General features: G+C 44.3%; 18 protein-coding genes. 1 reads left to right on the forward strand and 17 read right to left on the reverse strand.

The window, feature by feature from the left end; all coding sequences use genetic code 11:
• Window positions 1-51: 51 nt before the first annotated feature.
• Window positions 52-1,125 carry an S-layer homology domain-containing protein gene (locus MKY34_RS21065; protein WP_342513061.1) on the reverse strand — a complete coding sequence of 358 codons (1,074 nt, stop codon included), beginning with the start codon at window positions 1,123-1,125 and terminating at the stop codon, window positions 52-54.
• Between the two features lie 155 nt (window positions 1,126-1,280).
• Here MKY34_RS21065 and MKY34_RS21070 point away from each other — a divergent pair, with 155 nt between their 5' ends.
• Window positions 1,281-2,354 (forward strand): glycerophosphodiester phosphodiesterase family protein, encoded by a 1,074-nt coding sequence (locus MKY34_RS21070; protein ID WP_342513062.1) that lies wholly within the window; start codon window positions 1,281-1,283, stop codon window positions 2,352-2,354.
• Between the two features lie 12 nt (window positions 2,355-2,366).
• Here MKY34_RS21070 and MKY34_RS21075 read toward each other — a convergent pair whose 3' ends face one another.
• From MKY34_RS21075 to MKY34_RS21150, 16 genes are all read right to left on the reverse strand, one after another.
• Window positions 2,367-3,251 (reverse strand): biotin-dependent carboxyltransferase family protein, encoded by an 885-nt coding sequence (locus MKY34_RS21075; RefSeq protein ID WP_342513063.1) that lies wholly within the window; start codon window positions 3,249-3,251, stop codon window positions 2,367-2,369.
• Complete coding sequence (locus MKY34_RS21080; protein WP_342513064.1) at window positions 3,248-4,012, reverse strand: 5-oxoprolinase subunit PxpA; 765 nt, start codon at window positions 4,010-4,012, stop codon at window positions 3,248-3,250. The genes MKY34_RS21075 and MKY34_RS21080 overlap by 4 nt, the downstream gene beginning before the upstream one ends.
• The gene (gene pxpB, locus MKY34_RS21085) at window positions 3,997-4,761 is read right to left on the reverse strand and encodes a 5-oxoprolinase subunit PxpB (protein WP_342513065.1); all 765 of its coding nucleotides are present in this window, start codon (window positions 4,759-4,761) and stop codon (window positions 3,997-3,999) included. Before pxpB ends, MKY34_RS21080 begins: the two co-directional genes overlap by 16 nt.
• Window positions 4,751-5,365, reverse strand: coding sequence for a pyroglutamyl-peptidase I (locus tag MKY34_RS21090; protein WP_342513066.1), 615 nt, complete (start codon window positions 5,363-5,365; stop codon window positions 4,751-4,753). The genes pxpB and MKY34_RS21090 overlap by 11 nt, the downstream gene beginning before the upstream one ends.
• An 18-nt stretch (window positions 5,366-5,383) precedes the next feature.
• Window positions 5,384-8,248 (reverse strand): M14 family metallopeptidase, encoded by a 2,865-nt coding sequence (locus MKY34_RS21095; protein WP_342513067.1) that lies wholly within the window; start codon window positions 8,246-8,248, stop codon window positions 5,384-5,386.
• A 12-nt stretch (window positions 8,249-8,260) separates the two neighbouring features.
• The gene (locus MKY34_RS21100) at window positions 8,261-9,163 is read right to left on the reverse strand and encodes an ABC transporter permease (protein WP_342513068.1); all 903 of its coding nucleotides are present in this window, start codon (window positions 9,161-9,163) and stop codon (window positions 8,261-8,263) included.
• A complete protein-coding gene (nikB, locus tag MKY34_RS21105) occupies window positions 9,160-10,095 on the reverse strand; it encodes a nickel ABC transporter permease (RefSeq protein ID WP_342513069.1) in 936 nt (311 codons plus the stop codon). The genes MKY34_RS21100 and nikB overlap by 4 nt, the downstream gene beginning before the upstream one ends.
• A gap of 348 nt (window positions 10,096-10,443) precedes the next feature.
• Window positions 10,444-12,024: an ABC transporter substrate-binding protein gene (locus tag MKY34_RS21110; RefSeq protein ID WP_342513070.1), complete on the reverse strand. Its 1,581-nt coding sequence runs from the start codon at window positions 12,022-12,024 to the stop codon at window positions 10,444-10,446.
• Complete coding sequence (locus MKY34_RS21115) at window positions 12,021-12,845, reverse strand: IclR family transcriptional regulator (protein WP_342513071.1); 825 nt, start codon at window positions 12,843-12,845, stop codon at window positions 12,021-12,023. Before MKY34_RS21115 ends, MKY34_RS21110 begins: the two co-directional genes overlap by 4 nt.
• A complete protein-coding gene (locus MKY34_RS21120; RefSeq protein ID WP_342513072.1) occupies window positions 12,842-13,840 on the reverse strand; it encodes a dipeptide ABC transporter ATP-binding protein in 999 nt (332 codons plus the stop codon). Before MKY34_RS21120 ends, MKY34_RS21115 begins: the two co-directional genes overlap by 4 nt.
• Window positions 13,840-14,826, reverse strand: a complete 987-nt coding sequence (locus tag MKY34_RS21125) for an ABC transporter ATP-binding protein (RefSeq protein ID WP_342513073.1) — start codon at window positions 14,824-14,826, stop codon at window positions 13,840-13,842. Before MKY34_RS21125 ends, MKY34_RS21120 begins: the two co-directional genes overlap by 1 nt.
• 214 nt (window positions 14,827-15,040) lie before the next feature.
• Window positions 15,041-15,910, reverse strand: coding sequence for an ROK family protein (locus tag MKY34_RS21130; protein WP_342513074.1), 870 nt, complete (start codon window positions 15,908-15,910; stop codon window positions 15,041-15,043).
• Window positions 15,911-16,065: 155 nt separating this feature from the next.
• A complete protein-coding gene (locus tag MKY34_RS21135) occupies window positions 16,066-18,135 on the reverse strand; it encodes a bifunctional aldolase/short-chain dehydrogenase (RefSeq protein ID WP_342513075.1) in 2,070 nt (689 codons plus the stop codon).
• Window positions 18,136-18,342: 207 nt separating this feature from the next.
• Window positions 18,343-20,010, reverse strand: coding sequence for a ribulokinase (locus tag MKY34_RS21140; protein ID WP_342513076.1), 1,668 nt, complete (start codon window positions 20,008-20,010; stop codon window positions 18,343-18,345).
• 21 nt (window positions 20,011-20,031) lie between these two features.
• Complete coding sequence (locus tag MKY34_RS21145; RefSeq protein ID WP_342515326.1) at window positions 20,032-21,822, reverse strand: L-fucose isomerase; 1,791 nt, start codon at window positions 21,820-21,822, stop codon at window positions 20,032-20,034.
• Window positions 21,823-21,834: 12 nt separating this feature from the next.
• The gene (locus tag MKY34_RS21150) at window positions 21,835-23,310 is read right to left on the reverse strand and encodes a rhamnulokinase family protein (protein WP_342513077.1); all 1,476 of its coding nucleotides are present in this window, start codon (window positions 23,308-23,310) and stop codon (window positions 21,835-21,837) included.
• Window position 23,311 lies beyond the last annotated feature (1 nt).

Below are 23,311 nucleotides of genomic sequence, written 5' to 3' on the forward strand. Positions count from 1 at the left end.
TACGTATGAAAAAGCGCCTGATTCAAATAGGCGCTTTTTCACTTTATGCAATTAATCCAACTTGACCAATTCCCCGTATATTTTCCCGTCTAGCAACGACTGAATAAGCCCCACATTCGGCGCATAATAATACGTCCAGCCACTGGATGTTTTGAGTTCCGTTACCCCTGTAAACGTCCCTACTTTGGTCGTCATCGTTCGATCGATGGCAATAACACGGGAGATTTCACCATCCTCATTCCAGCTCTTTCCATTGTATAACGGATAATGCAGTAGCTTCTCCGTATCCATAGAAGGATACCCTTCATATAATCCCTCGATATCCTCTTTCACAAGAAAATAGCCTGTCCCTTCCGCACTCGTTTCTTGCCAAAGATTCCACTCAGGAAATGCTTCATCTTCATCACGAACATGTACTGCCGTGGATGTAATCAACTGGCCATCCGTATGATAGTTCCATGTATACGCTTTGGTAACATCTAATAAAAACTGAGCTGTTCCCTGAAGTTGTTCCTCCTTAAACGACTCATCGAGCATCCGCGCTACGAACACCGAGAAATGTTGGCGAGACACAGGTATGTTCGGCTTATACGTTCCATCTCCATACCCATTCGTAATTCGCTCAGCTGCTAGCGTCGAAATATAGTCTTTAAACGTATTCGACGCATCCACATCAAAAAACAAATTACTTGCATCAATCGTGAAACCATTTGCCTCGACAAGTATTTTAGCCATTTGCCCACGCGTTAACGAATTGGCCCCGTCAAAGTATTTCGCCCCATCCGCATGCGGTTTACCCGAAATAATGCCTAGTTGGACGGCTTTAGCTATCGCGTCATACCCATAATCTCCGGGTTTTACATCCTTCATCCCCGGATCTGGAGCTGTCAAATCGGTAACACCTTTTGCCTTTAAAAGCATTTGAATCGCTTGTAAGCGCGTAACAGGCTGCATAGGTTTAAATGTACCATCTGGAAAACCGCGTATAATTTGTTGCTCTTCTAAATAGTGAATCTCGTCTTGATAGTTTTCCACATCTGGAAAGCCAGCAGCTTTTACATTAGTTACCGGCATCATGACGAAACTAAATAATAATATGATGGCATACATACTTATTTTCTTCATATTTAATTTCTCACTCCATTTCCTCACTTGCTCTGAACGATTGTTATCACTCTACTATATCATCTATTGTAGACCGGATGTTAGAATAGTAGATATTGATAAATAGACATGAAATACTCGTTTCCTTATGAGTTGGGACATGAGTAGGTTTGATTGTGCGATTCGCAGATGGCTTTACGCGGTTTGGAAACTTCTATGCGCAGTTCGCGGGCGACTTTGCGTGCTTCGGAAACTCCAATGCGCGGTTCACGGACGAATTTGCGCGCTTCGCACAACAACAGCTATGCTTCTATTTCACGCGATTTGCGCATATCCTTACTACCTACATCATCTATGAGGAAAGGTGCGTTTTCATGAAAAAAATCTATCTAGTCACCTTGCTCTTTTTTCTATATGGCTGTACACAACAAGCTACGCACCCCGCCATTTTACCGACAGATGACTTCCTCGTCATCGCTCACCGCGGGGCGTCTGCCTACGCACCCGATCATACGCTCATCTCCTACGATATGGCTGTCCGCATGGGCGCTGATTATATTGAGCTCGATTTACAAATGACGAAAGATGGCAAGTTAGTGGCCCTTCATGACGCGGTTGTGTCCTTTCAGGATGTTGAACAAACCGTGGCGGACATTACATTTGACGAGCTGCAACTGTACTCACCAGGCGATGTTTTTAATGAAGAAAACCCTCGCTACGCCTCAACAAGTTATGAAAATTTGCGTGTCGTCGCCTTGGAGGACATCTTTCTTCATTTTGGTGATACGGTCAATTATTACATTGAACTAAAATCGCCCGCTGCCTATCCTGGCATGGAAAAAGCACTGTTACAACAGCTTCATAAGTTTAAATTACTTGGGCAAAAGACGACAATACCAAAGGTCATCATCCAGTCCTTCGATGCCCACAGTTTAAAAAAATTATTTGATGAAGAGCCCTCCATCCCACTCATTCAACTGTATAACTTTGAAAACGAGGCCAATATTTCCAAAAAGGACCTGCATAAGCTCACCAAATATGCATCGGGCGTTGGCATCAACGGAGAGGCTGTCACACAGCAATTCGTCGACACAATGCAAAGCAAAGGACTACACGTCCACCCCTTTACCATCAATGATGAAGAAACGATACGCAAGCTCATGACGTTTGGCGTAAATGGGCTCTTTACAGATACCCCTGATCTCGCCATCCAATTAAAAGACGAAAAAAGCAGTATGGATGCCAAGTAGGATCCGTACTGCTTAGTCTTGTTCGTCATTTCTTTGCATTCGATAAGTAAATCGAACTCGCCCGCCATTTCTCAATTGTGCTACTTTAGGCAGGTCTTCTTGGGCAACCGTACCAATTGTCGCGTAGCCCCCTGTTGTTTGCGCATCGGCCATGAGAATAATCGGCTGACCATTCGATGGTACTTGCACCGTTCCAAATTGGGTTGCTTCACTCACAATGTCCCCACTGCTGATAAATTCAAGAGATGGCCCACCGAAGAAATACCCCATCCGATCTCCACCACGATAAGTATATGTAGCGTTTAAAAACGTTTCAACACTCGATTGCTTAAACAACCCCATATGTGGACTGTTATACAATTCAACTGTAATTTCCTGTCCATAATCCGGAATGTTCGACGAACGTAATCCACGATTAAAACGCTCTTTTTTCGGAACATTCGCATACAAAATACGCTCTTTTTTAATAGGTTCTCCAATAAGCCCCCTTGGATAACTAGCACAGCTGCCCAAAACCTCTTCAGCCGCCAAGCCACCTTCCGGAATAATATACGCAATGGCACCATTGACCGGCTGTGTGAATGAAATCGTTTGACCTTGCCGAATCAAAAACGTTTTCCATAGGGGTGCCGCCTCTTCCCCGTCAATCACCGCTCCCAAGTCTGCTCCCGTAATGACAATTCGATGATCTGCCAGCACTTCCAATGTTAAGCCACCTAAAAATAGCTCTAGCGCATTGCCGTCTTCTGCATTCCCTATAATCTCCTGGCCCAGTTGAAAAGCTTGTTGATCCATCGGCCCTGCAACAGGCATACCAAATCGTCGAAAGCCAAATCGACCACTGTCTTGAATAGAAGCATAGACACCTGTTTTAGCCACTCTGAATAACGGAATCATCGCATATCCCCGAGTGCGCTAACACGAATATTGGCCACTTCCAATGCTTGGCGTATTTTTTGTACTCGAAGAGCTACATCGCTTCCATCCCCATGAAAGCACAATGTATCGGCTTCCATTGTAACTGCAGCGCCTGTTAGCGTTTGTACTTGTTTGTTCAACACGATGTCCATGACCTGTTGTTCAATCTCTTCATATGTATGGAGCACAGCATTTGGCAACTGCCTCGAACATAATTTGCCATCCGCATCATAACGCCGATCCGCAAACGCTTCTTGTGCCGTCTGTAGCCCTATTCTTTTTCCAGCAGACACTAACTCGCTATTCGATAAGCCGTAGATATATGCCTCTGGTACTGTATCGTAAATCGCTTCCACAATGGCATTCGCAACCTCCCCATCAATGGCTGCCGTATTGTACAGTGCACCATGTGGTTTTACATGATTGATGGATACACCTTGTATCGCACAAAACTGTTTTAACGCACCTATTTGATAAACGACTGCATTATAAATTTCACGTGGCGGCATCACCAGCGCCCTTCTCCCAAACCCTTGGAGATCGGGATATCCCGGATGTGCACCAATCGAAACATTGTGTCTCACTGCCAACTCTACCGTTTTACGCATAACATTAAAATCACCCGCATGAAATCCACAGGCAATATTAGCGGATGTAATGGAAGAAAATAAAGCTTCATCTTCCCCAATTGTAAAAGAACCGAAACTTTCCCCGACATCCGCATTCAAATCAATTCGCATGATGCATCCTCCTTTACAAACTGTTGAATCCTTTCAGGCTCCCGCTCTAACTGATTTTTCATGTCCTCGAAGACTTCGAGTGAGATTGCCCGAAAAACCAACCGATCACCGGCACGAATAAGAAATGGGTCCACCCGTTGTAAACTGTACAGATCGAGTGGTGTTCTTCCAATAATATTCCATCCACCCGGAGACTCAATGGGATAAATACCAGTTTGTGTACCGCCAATCCCAACCGTCCCTTTAGGTACACGCAGTCTCGGTTTCGCCAAGCGCGGAACATGTAAGGCATTTGGCAGATCACCGAGATAAGGAAACCCTGGTAAAAAGCCAATCATATAGACCGTATAACATGTCCCTGTATGCAAAGCGATAATTTCATCCCGCGTCAAGCCTGTGTGCTCCATAATTCGCTGCATATCTTCACTAAACGCTGGATCATAACAAACCGGAATATCAATCAATCGAGAACTAGCCAGTAGCTCCTTGTCCGTTCCATTCGCCCATTTTTTTTGTATGTCTTCTATTATAGCTTCTGGGTTCACTAGCTTTCTTCGATAAAAAACCGTTACCGTATTCATACTAGGCACAACCTCTTCAAGCAAAGGTTGCACATCTCTTTCAATAAAACGGCAAAATTGCTGAATATCCTGATACGTTTTCTGATTAATGGACGAGCCAAAATCGAAACGAATGGCTCGTTCGCTCGTCACCATGGCTTGTGGTTGTCTGTGCTGATTAGGTTTCATTGGCAGATAACACTTCAATACATAGGGCAACGCCTTTTTTCAAATCCTCATGTGACCAACTTGGGATACGGCCATGCTGAATGGCCAATTCATGTGAAGCAGGGATGTGAAGAAATCCAGCTTTCATCGCTGGCCTTTGTGTAGCTCCATAATGTAATGCTTCATACATGACATTGTTACATAAATACGTTCCTGCTGTATTCGATATTTCCGCCGGTAGCCCTTCTGCGATTAAACGGTCCACCATCGCTCGGATTGGCAATGTCGATAAATAACCATCTTCTCCCTGCGATTGAATCACTTCGTCAACGGGTGTATGCCCATTGTTATCCGGCTCCCCGTCTTTCACATTGATGGCAATTCGTTCTGGCGTCATTTTATAACGCCCACCCGCAAGTCCTAGTGACAGAACCGCATCTGGCTGTAGCGCTTCAATATGCGCAAGCAATTGCTCCCCCGAAGACTGAAAATCGACCGTTAGCACTTCGCTATGGATTTTATAGTTCCCGATAACCATGCCATCGAGTTGTTCTACAATTTTCATCGTTGGATTGATTGTAAACTTTAAAAACGGTTCAAATCCTGTTAGTAAAAGTGTTTTCATCGTAGAGTACCTACTTTCTCATAATTGGATAGGGCGCTGACGACTCATCGCGCAACCGTTTCTTTCAACGACAATCTGTGTTTGAGCCAAACTGTCGATAATCGCTTGATCGAAAAGAATATGCGCCTCGATGCAATCTGCTAGCGCCTGCCCTTCGACAATTTCATCGGCCGCCTCGGATATAATATCTGCGGCAACCCACTGCGGATAACGCATAATCCCAACAGAGCTGTACGTTGGTGTAACCGTAGTCTGTGTATAGAAATGGATACCTTCTGCTTCTTCAATCGGGAAAACGTCAGGTAACCATTGATGACCATATTTGATAAAGCGTTGTTGCCAATAATGATTTTCCACTGCAATCGTTGTATCTTTCATCGCTTCACTCACTTGACGTACGATTTCCTCCAAATTTCGGTGATGCAGGTCGCGATTCACATCGTGTGAGGTGCGCCCAATTCCGTAAATTTTCGCACTTGGTAGAAAAAATGACATAAGGAATCGGGGCGGGCTATTATAGCCTGCAAAAGGTTGAACCCATTCATGCGCTGGTATGCCATGATCATCGACAATGATATCTGGTGCCCATTTTCGTAATAGTTCTGGATAAATATTGGCTTCTCCAAAAATCGTTTTTTGAAAACGGATATGAGAAAATTCCAAGCCAACTGCATTATACCGTGCTGCATGATGTTTCCAGCTAGGATGTTCGTGCGTTAACTCCTGTAACAAACGATACCCGTCTGGATTCGCCAATGGAATCACAACGATATTCAAATCTTTGTACAGCGCTTTGTTTTGTTGCTGTACCCTGTCCAACAGCTCTAATATAGCCGGTGTACTCGAAATTTCATTGGCATGATGGCCTGCTTCTATCAAGATTGTTTTTTTCATCACGGACATTTTTAACTTGGATTCATACGCTTCGCCTGTCGGTTCGTAGCACTCAATCACGGGAATCGCATGCCCTTGATAAGAATAATCAGGATACACAATCTTGTACTGTTGTTGCTCCTTTAGCCAACCATCCAACTCTTCATGAAGATGATGACTTGGGGCTGTAAAACCGTCGATGCTCGCCTGAATTTCTGTCTGATTCTGTTGCATATAAGCTTGGGCAAATGAACCGTCTGCGGAAAATGTCAATTTGGTCGTCACAAGTTCCGATGCTTGCGTATCTTCCCATTGATAGATCCGAATGCTCGCTTCTGGTTTTTCTCCCACACGGACATGCATATACGGATGAACCCCACCAGGTGCATTGAACGGTTGTCCTTCTACTTCAATTCCCATTTGGGCAAAATAATCGAGCGTGTTGAAATACAAATCTTCATGTAACGCTTCCAATGATGACACGCGTTCTTCATCGACCGGCAATTTGCATTCTTCTTCACTCATCCAGACATCTATTTCAATCCGATCAAATAATGGACGGATATGCCCCTGTCCTTCATTGTACTGTTCAACAGATTTCCGGAGTTTCGGCAATACTTGCTGTACATAATAGCGATAAAATTGCGCGCGATCTGTCTCAACAATGTGTTCCTTTGTTACCACTCCATCGTGAAGAAAACGAACCGCACTGGAAGACGGATACACCACATGCTTGCCGTCCACATATTCCATTTTCGACACTGGAACATCCAGCGAGCCAAGCCAGCTCTTTTGTTGATTGCGATCCATTGCATACACAGCGTATGTCGTAGCCAATTCACTTTCTAATGTAAACGTCACCGCATCCGCGCAAAGCGCTGTTGTTTCTTCTATGTACCTGTCGATAGGGTATAGCTCTTGAATCCAGCGAATCGGTAACTCCAAAGCATCCGCACGCGCTTCTTGTTGGACCTCAATACGTATTTGTTCATTTTCAGCATCAAGGTTAGGCAACAATTCCTCTTGCATCCAATGAAAGCCCGTTTTAAAGGATGAGCGTACACGAATCGAGTTCGCATCTGGATAGCTATTCTTCAACTGTACGGCTAGTTCTTCACGAACGTTGTACGGCTCTGAAACATAGACTTCAATATCAGCATGCGCCAAATTTGGTGAATCCTGAAGAATTCGCAAAATCCGAGTTACTTCTCCTTCATCTGACCAATTTTCTTCCATCAGTAAAGGTGCTTGCGATTTGTCATTGAGTAACTGTTGTTGTTCCCAATACCCAAACGCGCCTCCCTCGCTCCAGTGATTACTAGCAACGAACGTGCGAAGTGCATATGGCACATCCGTTTTTGTCCCGACCAATCGTATGCGATTCTTGTCGTCAAGCAGCAAGGCAGACGCCTCTCCCGAAGCAACCGTAAACTGGATATGCGCGTCTTCACAATCCGTTAATGGATGAGCGATTGCTGTGCTATAAAGGGCTGCTCTCGCTGCAAAATGACATAACTCTTGCAACAATGCAGTCGTCATCAGTTGCTCTTCCACTCGAATTTGCAAACTAAGCGTTCGACTTGGCGAGGCTTCCATATGCTGACCAAATCCTGAGAAACTCCAAATGTCACTGATACTTTCCACATCACTGTAAAATGGTTCCCCTTGAACAGCCGTTGTCTCGAACTCACCAAATGCCAACTCCCGCAATAACGTCGAAAGCTCACATTCATTTTTGTAAGTCAATATCAATTGATCGCCTGTAAACACCACAGCTGTCCTGTCCGTTGACTGAACAAAAGACATCGTCACTTTCTGATTAGCCTTTTCAAAGAAATGCAATGACAAAGCTGTCGTTTCAAAGCCTGCCCTTGCACAAAAATCAATCAGCCCTTCTGGAAGCAACCCCTCCGGCAAATCAATGTATAGCGAAATGCCATCGACGACGCCATCTCCATTTTTATCGACAAGCAATCCATCCAGCGACCAAAGTCGAGATATCTGATTCATCTGCTCATCCCCTTACGCTTTCATATTCGGATCATATTTATCACGCAACCAGTCACCGAGCAAATTAAAGCCCAATACCGTTAACATAATGGCTACCCCAGGGAAAACAGATGTCCACCATGCAGATGTAATATAATTCCGGCTATCTGCTAGCATACCGCCCCATGACGGAATCGTTGGATCTACCCCTAAGCCAAGAAACGTCAACGACGCCTCTAGTAAAATAAACTCAGCGATATACATCGTTCCAAGTACTAAAACAGAAGACATGACATTCGGCAGAATATGCTTCGTAATAATAGTAAAGTTGGTCCCACCAACTGCCTTAGCTGCATGCACAAACTCTTGCTCCTTCAGCGAAATGACTTGTCCCCGTATCAACCGGGCAAAACCAACCCAATAGGTAATCCCTAAAATGATAATGATTTTCCATACGCCTGTTCCAAGCACACTCATAATGACAATCGCGAACAAAATAAACGGGAATGCCAACTGAATGTCTGCAAAACGCATAATAAAATCATCGAGCCATTTGCCAAAAAATCCGGAAATAAGGCCCATAAATGTCCCAATGACGAGCGCAATAAGTACTCCAAAAAATCCAACCATCAACGAAATTCTTGCGCCGTAAATAATTCGACTGAACAAATCACGTCCCAGTTGGTCGGCACCTAGGAAGAACTCTGACTTGCCAGTTGGATCAGCCCAAGATGGCGGTGCTAATCGAGATACTAAGCTTGCTTTCGATGGATCAAAGGGAACGAGCAACGGTGCAAAGAGTGCCGAACTAACTGCTAGTAAAACGAGCAACATGCCGACAACCCCAGCTGGATTTTTCTTCACAAAGCGACCAAAACGTTGCATCTTAGTTTTCCGCGGGCGTACTGTGCTTTCTTCCATATGACTACTCGTCATGACTGTCCACCTCTTCCAGCTTTAATCCGAGGATCAATCAATGTATAACTTAAATCGACAATTAAATTCACAACGACCATAATAATCGCTAGGAAAATAACACCGCCTTGAATGACGGGATAATCCCTTTGGTTAATAGCATCAATGATTAACCGACCGATGCCTGGCCACGAAAATACTTGCTCTACAATAACCGTTCCACCAAGTAAAGAACCAAACTGCAAACCTAAAAATGTCACGGTTGGGAGCAACGCATTACGAAAAGCGTGTTTAATAATAACAGCCCATTCGCTAATTCCTTTTGAACGAGCCGTTGACATATACTGCTGGTTCATCACTTCTAACATCGATGAACGTACCAACCTCGCCAAAATCCCCGAGAGAATCATTCCGAGTGTAATCGATGGCAAAATCAAGGATGACCAACCATCAAAACCAGAAGACGGTAGCCATTGTAAATGAACCGCAAAAACTAATATCAACATAATTCCTAACCAAAAGTTCGGGAATGAAATACCAATTAACGAAAAAATTCTTCCGAAAAAGTCAACAGGTGTTCCGCGTTTAACAGCTGACAAAATGCCGACTGGAAATGCGATTAAAACAGCTACTACGATTCCGCCCAATGCTAAAACAAGGGTCGCACCTAATCGTTCATATATTAAACTAGAAACTGGCATTCCACTCCGAAACGATTCCCCAAAGTCGAGTGTCAGTAGGCCTTTCAAAAAAATGCCGTATTGCACATATAACGGCTGGTCTAAACCAAGTGCCGCTTTTACTTCGGCAATCGCCTCTTTGGACGGCTCACCTGCCGAAAACATGACGGTTACAGGGTCTCCAGTCAAGCGAATGGAGAAAAATATAATGACTGAAATAGCCAATACGACTAATACTGTATGAAATAATCTCCGCGTAATGTATGCAATCATCGTCTATCCTCCGTCCTCTTTAAAAGAAAGAGATAGTATGGGAGCCATACTATCCCTATATGATTTGTTTAGTTTGATACTATATAAGTTGAACTAAATAATACCTTCTCCACGTTGATTTCCTTTCCGAGCGGACGCTTTCCGCGGGCACGGCTTCAGCCAAGCGAACAGCGAAGAGTGAGCTTTGCCGTATTTCTGCGTTCTTTGCGGAAATTAAGGCATCCTGCTCTCAACGCTTCGCTTTTGTTCGCAAAAGCCGTTCTTCGTGACGGCTTTCGCTGGAGTCGCCGCTCTGCATTCCAATCAACTAAGAGAGTAGGTAAAATCATAAGTTCAACCTATATAGATTTATTTGACGCTGACTTCTTCCAAACGCATACGGTCTTCATGTGGTGGTTGGAAGTTTTCCACACGCTCGTTTACTGCATATAAATCTACTGTTTGGTACAAGTTTACTTCTGGTGCCAAATCATAGAGTACAGTTGTCAGTTCCATGAAGATTTTATGTCTTTCGTCTTGATCGACTGTCGCACGCTGCGCAGCCAATAATTCTTCTACTTTTTCATCTTTAAATGATGGGTTCCACTGCTCGCCTTCGTGATACATCAGGTATGCTGTGTTATCAAAGTCAAGCGTCCAGCCGCCCCATCCTTGACGATACATATGCCCCGCATCGCCTTGTGGGATTAAATCAGAGTTCATCGTTGTAACGTCCACGCTATTAATATTCACTTTCAAGCCCACTTCTTCTAAATAAAAGGCAATTGCTTGTGTGATTTCTTTAAAGTTCCCATCATTCCCAGGGATGAATGCTTCGATTTGTGTCCCTTCAGCAACGCCTGCTTTTTTCAATAGCTCTTTTGCTTTTTCAGGATCATATGGATATGGCTTCAAATCTGGATTATTTCCAAATGATAAGTCACTTTGGAACGTACTAATTGGAAGACCATACCCACCCAAAATTTGTTCAATCAACTCTTCTTTGTTAATCGCATAGTTAACAGCTTGACGAACTTCTTTTTTGTCGAAAGGCGCTTTTGCTGTATCAAAACGTATAGAGTACACAGTTGGTGTTCCCACTTCTTCAAGTTTCACGAAGTTCGTTTCTTTCACCGTGTCCGCTTGTGCAACTTCAACACGCTTCATAATATCAATTTTTCCTGTTTGTAGTTCTGCTAGGCGCGTCGAAGCCTCTGGAATTACTTTAAAGGTTACTTTATCTAGCTTCGGTAATCCTTCTTTCCAATAGTTCTCGTTTTTCTCTAGCAAGACTTCCTGATCACGCTTGTAGCCTGTCATTTTAAATGGTCCTGTACCCACTGGCTTATTATTAAACTCTTCATCCGAAACTTCTGTCACATAACCAGGTGGTACGATAACCGCTCCGTACCCTGAAAGTTTCGTCAATAACACTGGATCCGGTGCATTTAACTTCATAATTACTGTGAATTCATCTTTCACTTCTACAGATTCAATCGATGCATAGTTCGAATATTGAGGTCCTTTTTGACCTTCTTCTCCAAGTAAACGATCAAACGTAAATTTCACAGCATCCGCATTAAACGGCTCGCCATTATGGAAGACGACACCTTGACGCAACTTGAATTCAATTGTGCTGTCATCTAGATATTCCCAGCTTTCTGCAAGCCCCGGCTTTAACTCTAAATCTAGGTCACGTTCGACTAATCCTTCAAAGACAGATATCGCAACTGTACTCCAATCTAGTAGAAACGTATCGATAGGATCCCAGCTTTGCGGATCACTTGTAATACCAACGATAATTTCATTGCCACGACTTTCCGCTGGATTTTTCCCTCCATCGGTTGTCTTTGCTCCTTCTTTTTTGTCGCCGCCACCGCCTGAACAAGCAGCCAACACGAGCATTACAATCATTACAACAGAAATAAATACGTTTTTATTCCTCTTCATCTTTTCTCCTCCGTCTGTACATTTTTTAGTTTGTTGCTATAAGGATATTGCTGATTGTAGCCAATTTTTTCAGAAATCTGTGCTGCTGTTTCCCATAGCGCCTGTAAAAAGAGATGCGCATTGTCCTTCGGAAGAGAGACAGAGAAACCTGCAATACTAATGGAATATTGCACATCCCCATGACGATTAAAGATAGGAACCGCAATGGAAACCGTTCCTTCTTCTAGCTCGGATACACTATAGGCATACCCTTCTTTTCTTGCTTGTTCAATCAGCGACCATACTTCCTCCACCGATTGTGGTGTTTGGCTCGCATAACAAGTAAGTGGCTTGGACAAAATTTCATGAATATCATTATCTGGTAAAAAAGACAATAAGATCCGTGTACAAGCTCCAGCATACAACGGTGCATATCGACCTACACGCGTATATAAACGGACAGGCCTCGTACTCTCTACTTTTTCGATATAGACCCCTTCGTTATGCTCCCGCGTCACTAGTTGAACCGCTTCATTGAACTGCACTTGCAATTGCTTCATAAATGGCAGTGCAATCGATCGGATTTCCAATCCACTTGCCACCCGCTCACCTAGTTGCAATAATTTCAACCCCAACGAATAACTATCGCCATCAATAATGGTTCCATTTCTTTCAAGTGAAGTCCGTTGTAAAAACCCTGTCTCTACAAGTGTTCTGAGTAAGCGGTGGGCTGTAGGTTTAGGAATACCCGTATGCGTTGAAATTTCATCCAACCGCCAGGAAGGTCGCTCCTCAGTAAATAAATCAAGCAACAGTAAACCTTTTTCCATCGTCTTACTCATACATGCCCTGCCTCTACTTTCGTATATAAATGACAGGACACAGCGTGATCATCGTCCATCTGTTGCAGCTCTGGCTTCACAGTTTTACAAATGTCCATACAGGAAAAGCATCGTGGATGGAACGTACAACCATCCGGTGGATTTGCTGGACTCGGTACATCCCCCCGCAAAATGATGCGCTCTTTTTTCTGTAGTGGATGTGGACTTGGAAGCGCCGATAATAAGGCCTTCGCATAGGGATGAAGCGGGTCATCATATAACTTGTTTTTCTCTGATATTTCGACCATCTTCCCTAAATACATCACACCAATACGGTCACAGAAATGCTTAATGACACTCAAATCATGGGAAATGAAAATATACGTTAAGCCAAATTCCTTCTGTAAATCTTTCATAAGATTCAAGACCTGCGACTGAATCGAAACGTCTAAAGCTGATACCGGCTCATCCGCAATAATGAGTTTCGGTTTTGATATTAAAGCCCGTGCAATTCCAATTCGTTGGCGTTGTCCACCTGAAAATTCATGTGGCAGCCTCTGCAATTGTGCTTGTGATAACCCGACTTGATCCGCAACTTCAAGTACACGTCTCTGTCTTTCCGCTTTATCCGTTACACCAAAATTAATGAGTGGTTCTTCGATAATTTTATGTACACGCATGCGTGGATTTAACGAAGCATAAGGATCTTGAAATACAATTTGAATATCTTTCCGCAATTTGCGCATTTCGTCTCTCTTCAGAGCAGTAATGTCTTGTCCTTGGAAAAAAACCTTGCCACCTGTTGGTTCTAGCATTCGCATAATCGTGCGTCCCGCTGTACTTTTCCCACAGCCCGATTCACCAACAATGCCAAAGGTCTCCCCTTTTTTCACATCAAATGTAATGCCATCTACCGCTTTTACGTGTTGCGTCACCTTATTCCCGAGGATACCGCCCTTAATCGGAAAATACTTTTGCAATCCTTCTACCCGAAGTAGTTCTTCTTGTTCACCCATTAAGTCAGCACCTCCTGTTTTGCTTCGTCGTATAGCCAACACTTCACTTTCGAGCCATTTGCCGTTTCAATCAATGGCGGCGCTTGTGTACATCTGTCATGAACCTTTGGACAGCGTGCTGCAAAACGACAACCCGTCGGCATACTCCCTGGTGCAGGCACCATTCCAGGAATCGATGATAAATACTCTTTTTGCTCATTGATGTCTGGCAATGATTCAAGCAATCCCTTTGTATAAGGGTGCTTCGTTTCGTCAAACAAATCGACAACATTTGCCTCTTCAATGATCTCCCCTGCATACATCACAATTACACGGTCACACATTTCCGCAACAACACCCAAATCATGGGTAATCAAGACAATCGACATATTCATCTTCACTTGCAAATTTTTCATCAGTTCCAAAATTTGCGCTTGGATTGTTACGTCGAGTGCCGTCGTCGGCTCATCCGCAATAAGGATTTCCGGATTACATGACATGGCGATGGCAATCATCACACGCTGGCGCATACCACCAGACAACTGATGTGGATATTCATCTAGAACTTGTTCCGGTCGTGGAATTCCGACAAGTTGTAACATTTGTAGCGCACGTGCCCTTGCCTGCTTTTTATCCATCGTTTCATGATTACTAATCATTTCGACAATTTGCTTCCCTACTGTATACACCGGATTCAAAGAGCTCATCGGCTCTTGGAAAATCATCGATACTTTTTTTCCTCTGACTTTACGCCAATCTTTTTTCGTAAAATCTTTAAAATGAAGATTATTCAAATGAATATCCCCACCTTGCCATTGAACTCCTGGCGGCAGCAGCCCCATAAGTGAAAGCGCTGTCATACTTTTGCCACAGCCCGATTCACCAACGATTCCAAGCGTTTCTCCTTCTTTCAGCTGAAAACTAATGCCATTGACAATCGTCGTCTTTATCCCGTCATCCTGTATCCCAACTTGTAATTGATCGACTTCCATTAATGTACGAACCATTTATACACCCCTCAATGGTTTCATTATTTGAAACGCTGTTTCATTTATTTGATTTATTGTATTGTACCTATAATTACGGTACTTCGCAATAGTCTTTCTATTTTTATTTTTGGATTAAGGAAGATTCCCTATGATTTTGGGTGCTCGACTCCCGACTTAAGGACGAAAAAAGCAGTATGGATGCCTAGTAGGATCCATACTGCTTTTAGGATATTCACATATTATTCGCGTAGTCTGCTAACAACAGCCCACCAATAAGTCCTGCATCGTCCCCTAACACGGGGGTAATAATGAGTTGCTCCATGTTTTCCAAGCGATCGTAATAGGTGTAACCATTTAATTTCTCTTGCACTTTTTCTCGAATACGGGAAAGTAACTGTTGCTGTTTCATAACACCGCCGCCGATAATGACGCGATCGGGTGCTAGTACAACAATCATTTGCAGTAAGCCTTGGGCAATATAATCAGCTTCCATTTCCCATGCCGGATGATCTGGTGGAAGTTCACTTCCTTTTTTGCCCCAGCGCTTCTCAATTGCTGGACCCGATGCCAAGCCTTCAAAACAGTTGTCATGGAAAGGACAGACGCTCACCAACTGATCTCCCTCTACGCGCTGCATCGTAACATGCCCCATTTCTGGATGGCGTGGAGAACGTAATAGCTGGTCATTCAAAATAACTCCGCCCCCAATCCCCGTGCCAATCGTTACATATAGAACAAAGTTATCTCCTTTGCCACCACCTAAATGTACCTCACCTAAACCAGATACGGTGACGTCTGAATGCAATTCGATTGGAATAGCTAACTGCTGCTTCAAAGTCGCTAAAAACGGATAAAAGCGCCACTGTTGTTTCGGTGTATCGAGCAAGCTTCCGTAGTCCGCGCTCTCCTTATCTACATTGACAGGGCCAAAACAGCCGATGCCGATTGCTTCAACTGGGTGTTCCTGAAAGAACGCCACAATTTGCGCAACATTTTCGTCCGGGGTCGTCGTCGCAATTTGGATTTGTTTGACGATAGTGCCATCCTGATGACCGACTGCACAATTGATTTTTGTGCCGCCTGCTTCAATTGATCCTAACAAATTCATCCCTCACTTTCTGCTTCACCAGTATACACCCATACCAAATCTGTCTCTTGGAATACGCCGACATTCTAATACTGAAATACGAGAGAAAAGGTATTTCCCTGCTTTCTTTTACATTCAAAACACCACCTCTAATCGAAGCGGTGTTTTGGTTATCTCGTAAATGCTGCCGCCACGCCGCCATCTACCGTTAGCATACAACCCGTTGTTTTCGTCGATTTGGAAGATGCAAAAAATGCAATGGCTTCCGCAATATCGCTTGGATAAATATTCACTTTTAACACCGTTCGCTGGCGATAATGTTCATCCAACTCATCAGGCTCGATGCCATAAGCTGCGGCGCGCTCTTCTTTCCATTTTGACCCCCAAATTGCAGAGCCTTGCAAAACAGCATCTGGTAACACAGAATTCGCACGAATACCATAATCGCCACCTTCTGCCGCAATACATCTTGCCAAATGCACTTCAAGTGCCTTCGCCGCACTATAAGCAGAGGCATTTTTCCCAGCATAAATTGAGTTTTTAGAACCGATAAAGATCATACTTCCACCCGTCTGTTGTGCTTTCATCAATGTGAAAGCTTCTCTAGAAACGAGGAAATACCCTGTTCCAAGGACATTCATATTCAAATTCCACTCTGCTAAAGTCGTCTCTTCAAAAGGACTAGACGTTGCCAAACCTGCATTATTCACAAGCACATCTACCCCACCATATGCCAACGTTGCTTGTTTAAACGCTTCTTTAATATCTGCTTCAACGGTGACGTCCATTTTAACCGCTAATGCACGACCTGCTCCGTACAAGCTGTTAATGTCTTCAGCCACTTTTTGTGCACCTTCAAGGTTTAAATCGGCAAGAACTACATGCCCACCTTGGGATGCAAAGAGTCGACAAGTCTCACTGCCAATGCCACCCGCTCCTCCAGTGACAAAACAGACCTTACGAGAAAACTCTGCTTCCTTTGGCGCTAATGATAATTTGTATAATTCCAATGGCCAGTACTCAATCGCAAAGGATTCTTCCGCATTTAACGACTGAAATCCACCGATTGCATCCGAGCCTTTCATAACGGAAATCGCACGGTAATACAGATTGCGGCTAATATTCGCATTGCCAATGTCCTTGCCAATCGCAATCATGCCCAGTCCCGGAATCAAAATAACACGCGGTGCCAGACTGAACATCGTATCATCCTCACCTGCATACTGCTTGAAATAAGCTTCATACTCCTCTTTGTACGCAGCAATCCCTTGTTGCAAGGCTTGAAGCAATTCCACTTCCCCTTGTTCCTGCGGATTCCATTTCACATACAGCGGGACACGTTTCGTATGGACGAGATGATCCGGACAAGCTGCGCCCACTTGTGATAACGTTTCAGCACGTGCACTATTGACAAACTCCAAAACAGCTTCACTATCATCAAACGTAGCAATCATTCCATCGTGTCCTGAAACCGCTCCCCGTATAGTTGGCAATACGTTGGCAAACAACGCATGACGCTGTTCTTCTGCAAGCGTTGTATACTGTACGCCACCAAACGGCTCCACAGCTGATAATGACTGATCAATATAAGCCTGCGCCTCATTAATAATGTCAATCGTTTTGTTATAGCTTTCTTCGGCCGTTTCTCCCCAGACAACAAGGCCATGCTTTTCCATCAACACAAGCTCTGCACGCGGGTTGGCTTTTACCCCCTCTGCAATCATTTTGGATAATAAAAAACCAGGGCGGATATAGGGCACCCACACATAGCGATTACCATAGATTTCATCTGCAATTTCACGCCCATTTGGTGCACAGCAGATACTAATAATCGCATCTGGATGAGTGTGATCCACATGTTCATAAGGAAGGAACGCGTGTAATAATGTCTCAATCGATGCACGTGGATGTGAAGGGTTGACCATACAATGCCCTAAATACGCCACCATTTCCTCATCCGACATCTCTTCCCGTTCTATTAACGGCCTAACGTCATCGAGTTTCAATACGGTAAAATGTTTGTCCTCCATTGTCGCTAAATCAGAGCCACTGCCTTTTACCCACATCACTTCGATTTCTTGTCCTTTGAAATCAACTTCAGTGGATTTCACGGATGTATTACCGCCACCCCAATTACAAACACTGCGATCTGAACCAAGTAGATTGGAGCGATAGCGTAGTGACGACACAACGGATTGTTGTTGACTAGCTTCTTGAGCATTCCATAAATTTTCTGCCAAGTGAATTCCTCCTATGCTCTTTCAAGTGCACTACTTCTTCAATTTCAATGCTAATCTATTCCGCCTCGGCGGAATTGCGTCCAGATTTTTTCGAGTTCGCTCGAAAAGCTCCTCTGAAAATCTGTGACATCCGCCGGAGGCTTAACTTGATTCAGCCGAGGTTCGCCCCCCGATGATTGAATGTATATTTAGCATCTATCTCCCCACTTATGGGAGTAGAGGACTTTTGCTGAAACAAGTTAATTCCTTCATCATGGATGTCTCTTCTGCGAAAAAAGTACTTAACTTTTTATAGTAACTAAATAACGTGTCATACACTGTGCGTACGCTAGCATTTGGCCGATAGGTAATGGTTTCATTCGACGACATCTGTGCGATGGCTGTCGCAACGCAATCATAACCACCTTGTTCTTTCCCTGCTGCGACTGCTCCTAAAATGGCTGCTCCAAGTGCGGGCGCCTGACTATTGAGATTAACAATAACGTCTCTTTGCAAAATATCTGCATAAATTTGCATCAGTAACGGGTTTTTCTTCGGTATACCGCCAGATGCAACAAGCTGCTCAATTTGAATGCCATGAGACTCAAATAATTCAACAATGACCCGTGTTCCAAAAGCCGTCGCCTCCAAATAAGCACGATACAGTTCAGCCGGGCGCGTGGAGAGTTTTTGACCAACTACAACTCCCGACAACGACATATCGACCCACGGTGTGCGACTACCATTTTGCCAATCCAGGGCAACAAGACCTGATTCTCCCGGCGAAAGTTCACCCGCCAACTCCGTCAAATATGCATGGACAGACAAGTCTTTAGCAGTTGCCTGTTGTTCAATATAAGCCGGGACTTGCTGCTCCACAAACCAAGCGAAAAGATCACCAACCGCCGCTTGCCCCGCTTCATAAGCAAAGTACCCAGGCAAAATACCATCCTCTACCACTCCACTAATTCCAGGCACCAATTCTTCCTTCTCACTGAGCAGTAAATGACAGGTCGATGTTCCCATAACCATCACAAGTGTCCCTGGCTTGGAAACGCCAGTACCTGGCAGTGCCGCATGCGCATCAATAATGCCGACCGCAACTGCCGTTCCCTCCTGCAATCCTAGGAGCATAGCCATTTCTTTCGTTAACGTACCGGCCTTCTGTCCTAGCGAACAGACTTCACCACGCAACTTTGTGTCGTAAATGCTTTCTAATTTCGAATCAAGTTTTTTCAGAAACGCCGCATCGACGTAACCATCTACTTTATGCCATGTCCCTTTATAGCCCGCTGAACAGCTACTACGTGTCAGGTTGCCCGTCAATTTTGCCGTTACCCAGTCACCCGCTTCCAAAAACAAATCGGTTTTATTGAAAGCCTCTGGATCTTTTTCCAACACTTCCATTACTTTCGGCAGCATCCATTCGGCTGAAATCGTCCCTCCATAACGCTGAATCCACGGCTCATCTTGCGCTAAGGCATTCAACCTCTGAGCTTGAGCCTCCGCTTCATGGTGCTTCCATAATTTCACGAAAGCATGCGGACGACTTTGATAGCCATCTACCTCACAAAGTGGTGTGAAATCATGGGTAGTCGGCAAAATTGTGCATGATGTGAAGTCAATGCCAATCCCTATTACTTGTTCACTTGCAATCTTCGTTTGTTGTAATAGACATGGAATCGATTGTGTTAAGACATCCAAGTAATCCTGCGGCACTTGCAATGCCGTTTCCTTGCCCAATTCCGTTCGTCCATCCGGTAATTTCTCCGTTACGACACCATGCGGATACGGGGTCACTTGCTCTGCAATCGTCTGCCCTGTCGCCACATCAACAATGAGTACACGACCCGATTCCGTGCCGTAATCCACACCAAGCACATACACATTACTCATCGTCATCACCTCATAAGGCTCTTATTTATACAAAGGTCCAAACGTTTGACATGCACGGTAATCCGCCGCTTCAGCTTCCGCTGTCCCAAACATATTCCAAGCACTCGGACGGAAAATCCGTTCAGCTTCCACGTTGTGCATGTTCACTGGAATACGTAAAATGGATGCCATTGTAATCAGGTCGTCACCAATATGGCCGTAGCTCACGACACAGTGATTCGCTCCCCAGTTATTCATGACAGAGTAGGTATCCTTGAATGCACCTTGCCCTGTTAATTTTGGCGCAAACCACGTCGTTGGCCATGTTGGATCCGTTCGTTTATCCAACGCATCATGGACGTCATCTTCTAGCTCCACCGTGTATCCTTCCGCAATTTGCAGCACAGGCCCTAAACCGTGGACAATATTCAAACGAGCAATCGTGACAGGCATATCGCCTTTTGTTTTAAAATTAGATGAATACCCACCACCACGGAAATATTCCGTGGAAGCCGGACGCCATTGTGTATGATCTAAACAGGCTTTGACTTCCTCATCTGTAATTTCCCAATGTGGCTTCATCGCCGGTTGACCTTCCTTCATTTGTTGTCCCGTGCCATCAAGAGCCGCTGCTCCTGAATTAATGAGGTGAAGAATACCATTTTCCGCTTTACCTGTAAGTTCTTTACCCGTCACTCGTTTCACTGCATCCGGACTCCAATACGTCCGTACATCCGCGAAAACCTGAGCTGTATTTGTCAGTAAATGCCCCATTGCCATCGTGACACCATTCAAGCTATCATTTTCCGTCGCCAATAAATAAGGAGCGCGCTTACCATTCCAATCGAATGATGAATTCAAAATCGCTTCCATAAAGTCACCGTTCGGGAAGTGATCCGTCCACTGACGTTGACCTTGGAACCCCGCGATTAGTGCATTATGACCTTGTGCCTCTTCTTCAAAGCCAAGCTCCGTTAGCTTGTCATTGCCAACCATTAAATCACGTGCAATCAAGGTCATTTTCACAGAGCGTTGCCAATCCGATTCTTTCAACTCTTCAGAACGTTTAAAGTTTTCCTTATTATTATCCGCGCCTACATGAAGATTTTCCTTCGCCCATTTATAGGCTTTTTCATATTCAACTCGGTCATATAACTCCAAATCGAAACGACGAACGAATTCCGACATATCGATGTATTCATTGCGCATACCTAGATAGCTTTGGAAGAAGTCTTCTTGCACCATACTTCCTGCAATTCCCATACAAACAGAGCCCATTGACAAGTACGACTTGCCTTTTAGCATGGCAACAGCAAGACCTGATTTCGCAAAACGTAACAGCTTCCCTTTAACATCTTCTGGAATTGTTTCATCGCCCGCATCTTGAACATCCTGCCCGTAAATGCCAAACGCCGGAAGGCCCTTCTGATTATGTCCCGCCAATACTGCTGCAAGATACACTGCACCCGGACGCTCCGTTCCATTAAAGCCCCAAACTGCCTTTGGCAAATGAGGATCCATATCCATTGTTTCAGAACCATAGCACCAGCAAGGGGTTACCGTAATCGATACACCGACACCTTCTTGTGCAAACTTATCCGCTGCACGTGCCGCCTCGGCTACACCACCAATACAAGTATCAGCGATGACACATTCCACTGGCTCACCGTTATAATGTTTCAGTTCACTAGACAAATAAGCTGCAACCGCTTTTGCCATTTGCATCGTCGTTTCTTCCAATGATTCTCGAACACCATTGCGTCGTCCATCAATCGTTGGGCGTATTCCAATTTTCGGAAGTCTACCAATATAGCGATCTGTTTTTGTCATTATTATTTCCCCCATTCATCGTGTATGTAAATAGGATGCAAATTGTGCTTTCGCTTGTTGCCATTGCATCTCGTTTTTCGGCTGATATTCTTCCACCTCGAAGGACTTGGCAACCACTTCTCTTCCTTCCTGCAATGATCCAATTTCACCCAATGCTCGAAGCTGCGACAAACCATTGCCAATTGCACTCGCCTCAATCGGGCCCGCAACGACACGCTTTCTCGTCGCATTCGCAATAAGCTGACAGAGAAATTTATTTTGAATACCGCCTCCACCGATATAGATAACATCCGCTTGCGTAACGGTCATTTCCTCCACTCGCTGAATCGTCTGGGCATATTTTAAAGCCATACTTTCGATAACACATTGAAGCATCTTTTGCTGTGAGGACGGTGCTCGTTGACCGGTCTTTTGACAATAAAGTCGAATCGCCTCTTCCATTGAAGATGGATTGAAAAAGAATGCATCATCAGGATCTATGAATATTTCATTTGTTTGCGCAGTTGTTAGTAACTCATGTTCTTTGTCATAGTTCACTTCACGCCCACTATGCTTCCATTCATTGCGTAAGTTTTGCAAAATCCAAAATCCCATGCCGTTTCGTTGAAATCGATACGTACCTTCACTCGTCCCCTCGTTGGTAAAGCCTTCTTCAAAAGCTTCCTGCGTAATGACGGGATTCGGTACTTCTTTCCCAACGAGCGTCCATGTGCCAATGCTCATAAAGCAAGCATCGGGTTGTTGGATGGGTAACGCCGATAAGGCACAGGCCGTGTCATGCCCAGGTGTCATAATGACAGGGATTGCCCCTATCTGTTCACCACTTTGCATCGACGTTGAAATCGGGCCCATCACGTTATGTGGCAATTGGATTGGTGACAATGGTAAGGATTTCTGAAAGAACGTTTGTAAAATAGCCTTGTGCCATTCCATACGACCTTGTTCGACTAATTGAGAAGTAGAAGCAATGGTAAACTCGTTTTGTGCAATGCCTGTAAGCGCAAATTGAATTAAATTCGGCGTCATTAAAATATGCTTGGCGTTTTCTAAAAAAGCTGGATAATGCTTGTCAATCGCCATTAATTGAAACATTGTATTAATAGAAGAAACTTCATTGCCTGTCATTTTAAATAGCTCAAATGCCTTGATTTGTGTCAATGCCTTTTCCATATGCGGCACGGTATGCGTATCTCGATACGAAAAAGGTTTCGAGACGAGCCGATCATTTGTATCAATAATGCCGAAATCAACACCCCATGTATCGACACCAATGCCATCAATTGAACCTGGAAATTGTTTTTCTGCAAGCTGTATGCCCTTCACAATCTCTTTCATCAAATAGGAAAAATTCCAATAGTAATGTCCATTTTCCTGAAGCGGTTGATTGGCGAAGCGATGGAGCTCTTGCAAGCTCAGTTTCTCTCCAGTAAAAACTTGGCTGACAAGCCTGCCATTTGAAGCCCCAAGATCAAATGCAAGAACCGTTGTCATC

The organism is Sporosarcina sp. FSL K6-1522, assembly GCF_038622445.1.
In the GTDB taxonomy this organism is placed as follows: Bacteria; Bacillota; Bacilli; order Bacillales_A; family Planococcaceae; genus Sporosarcina.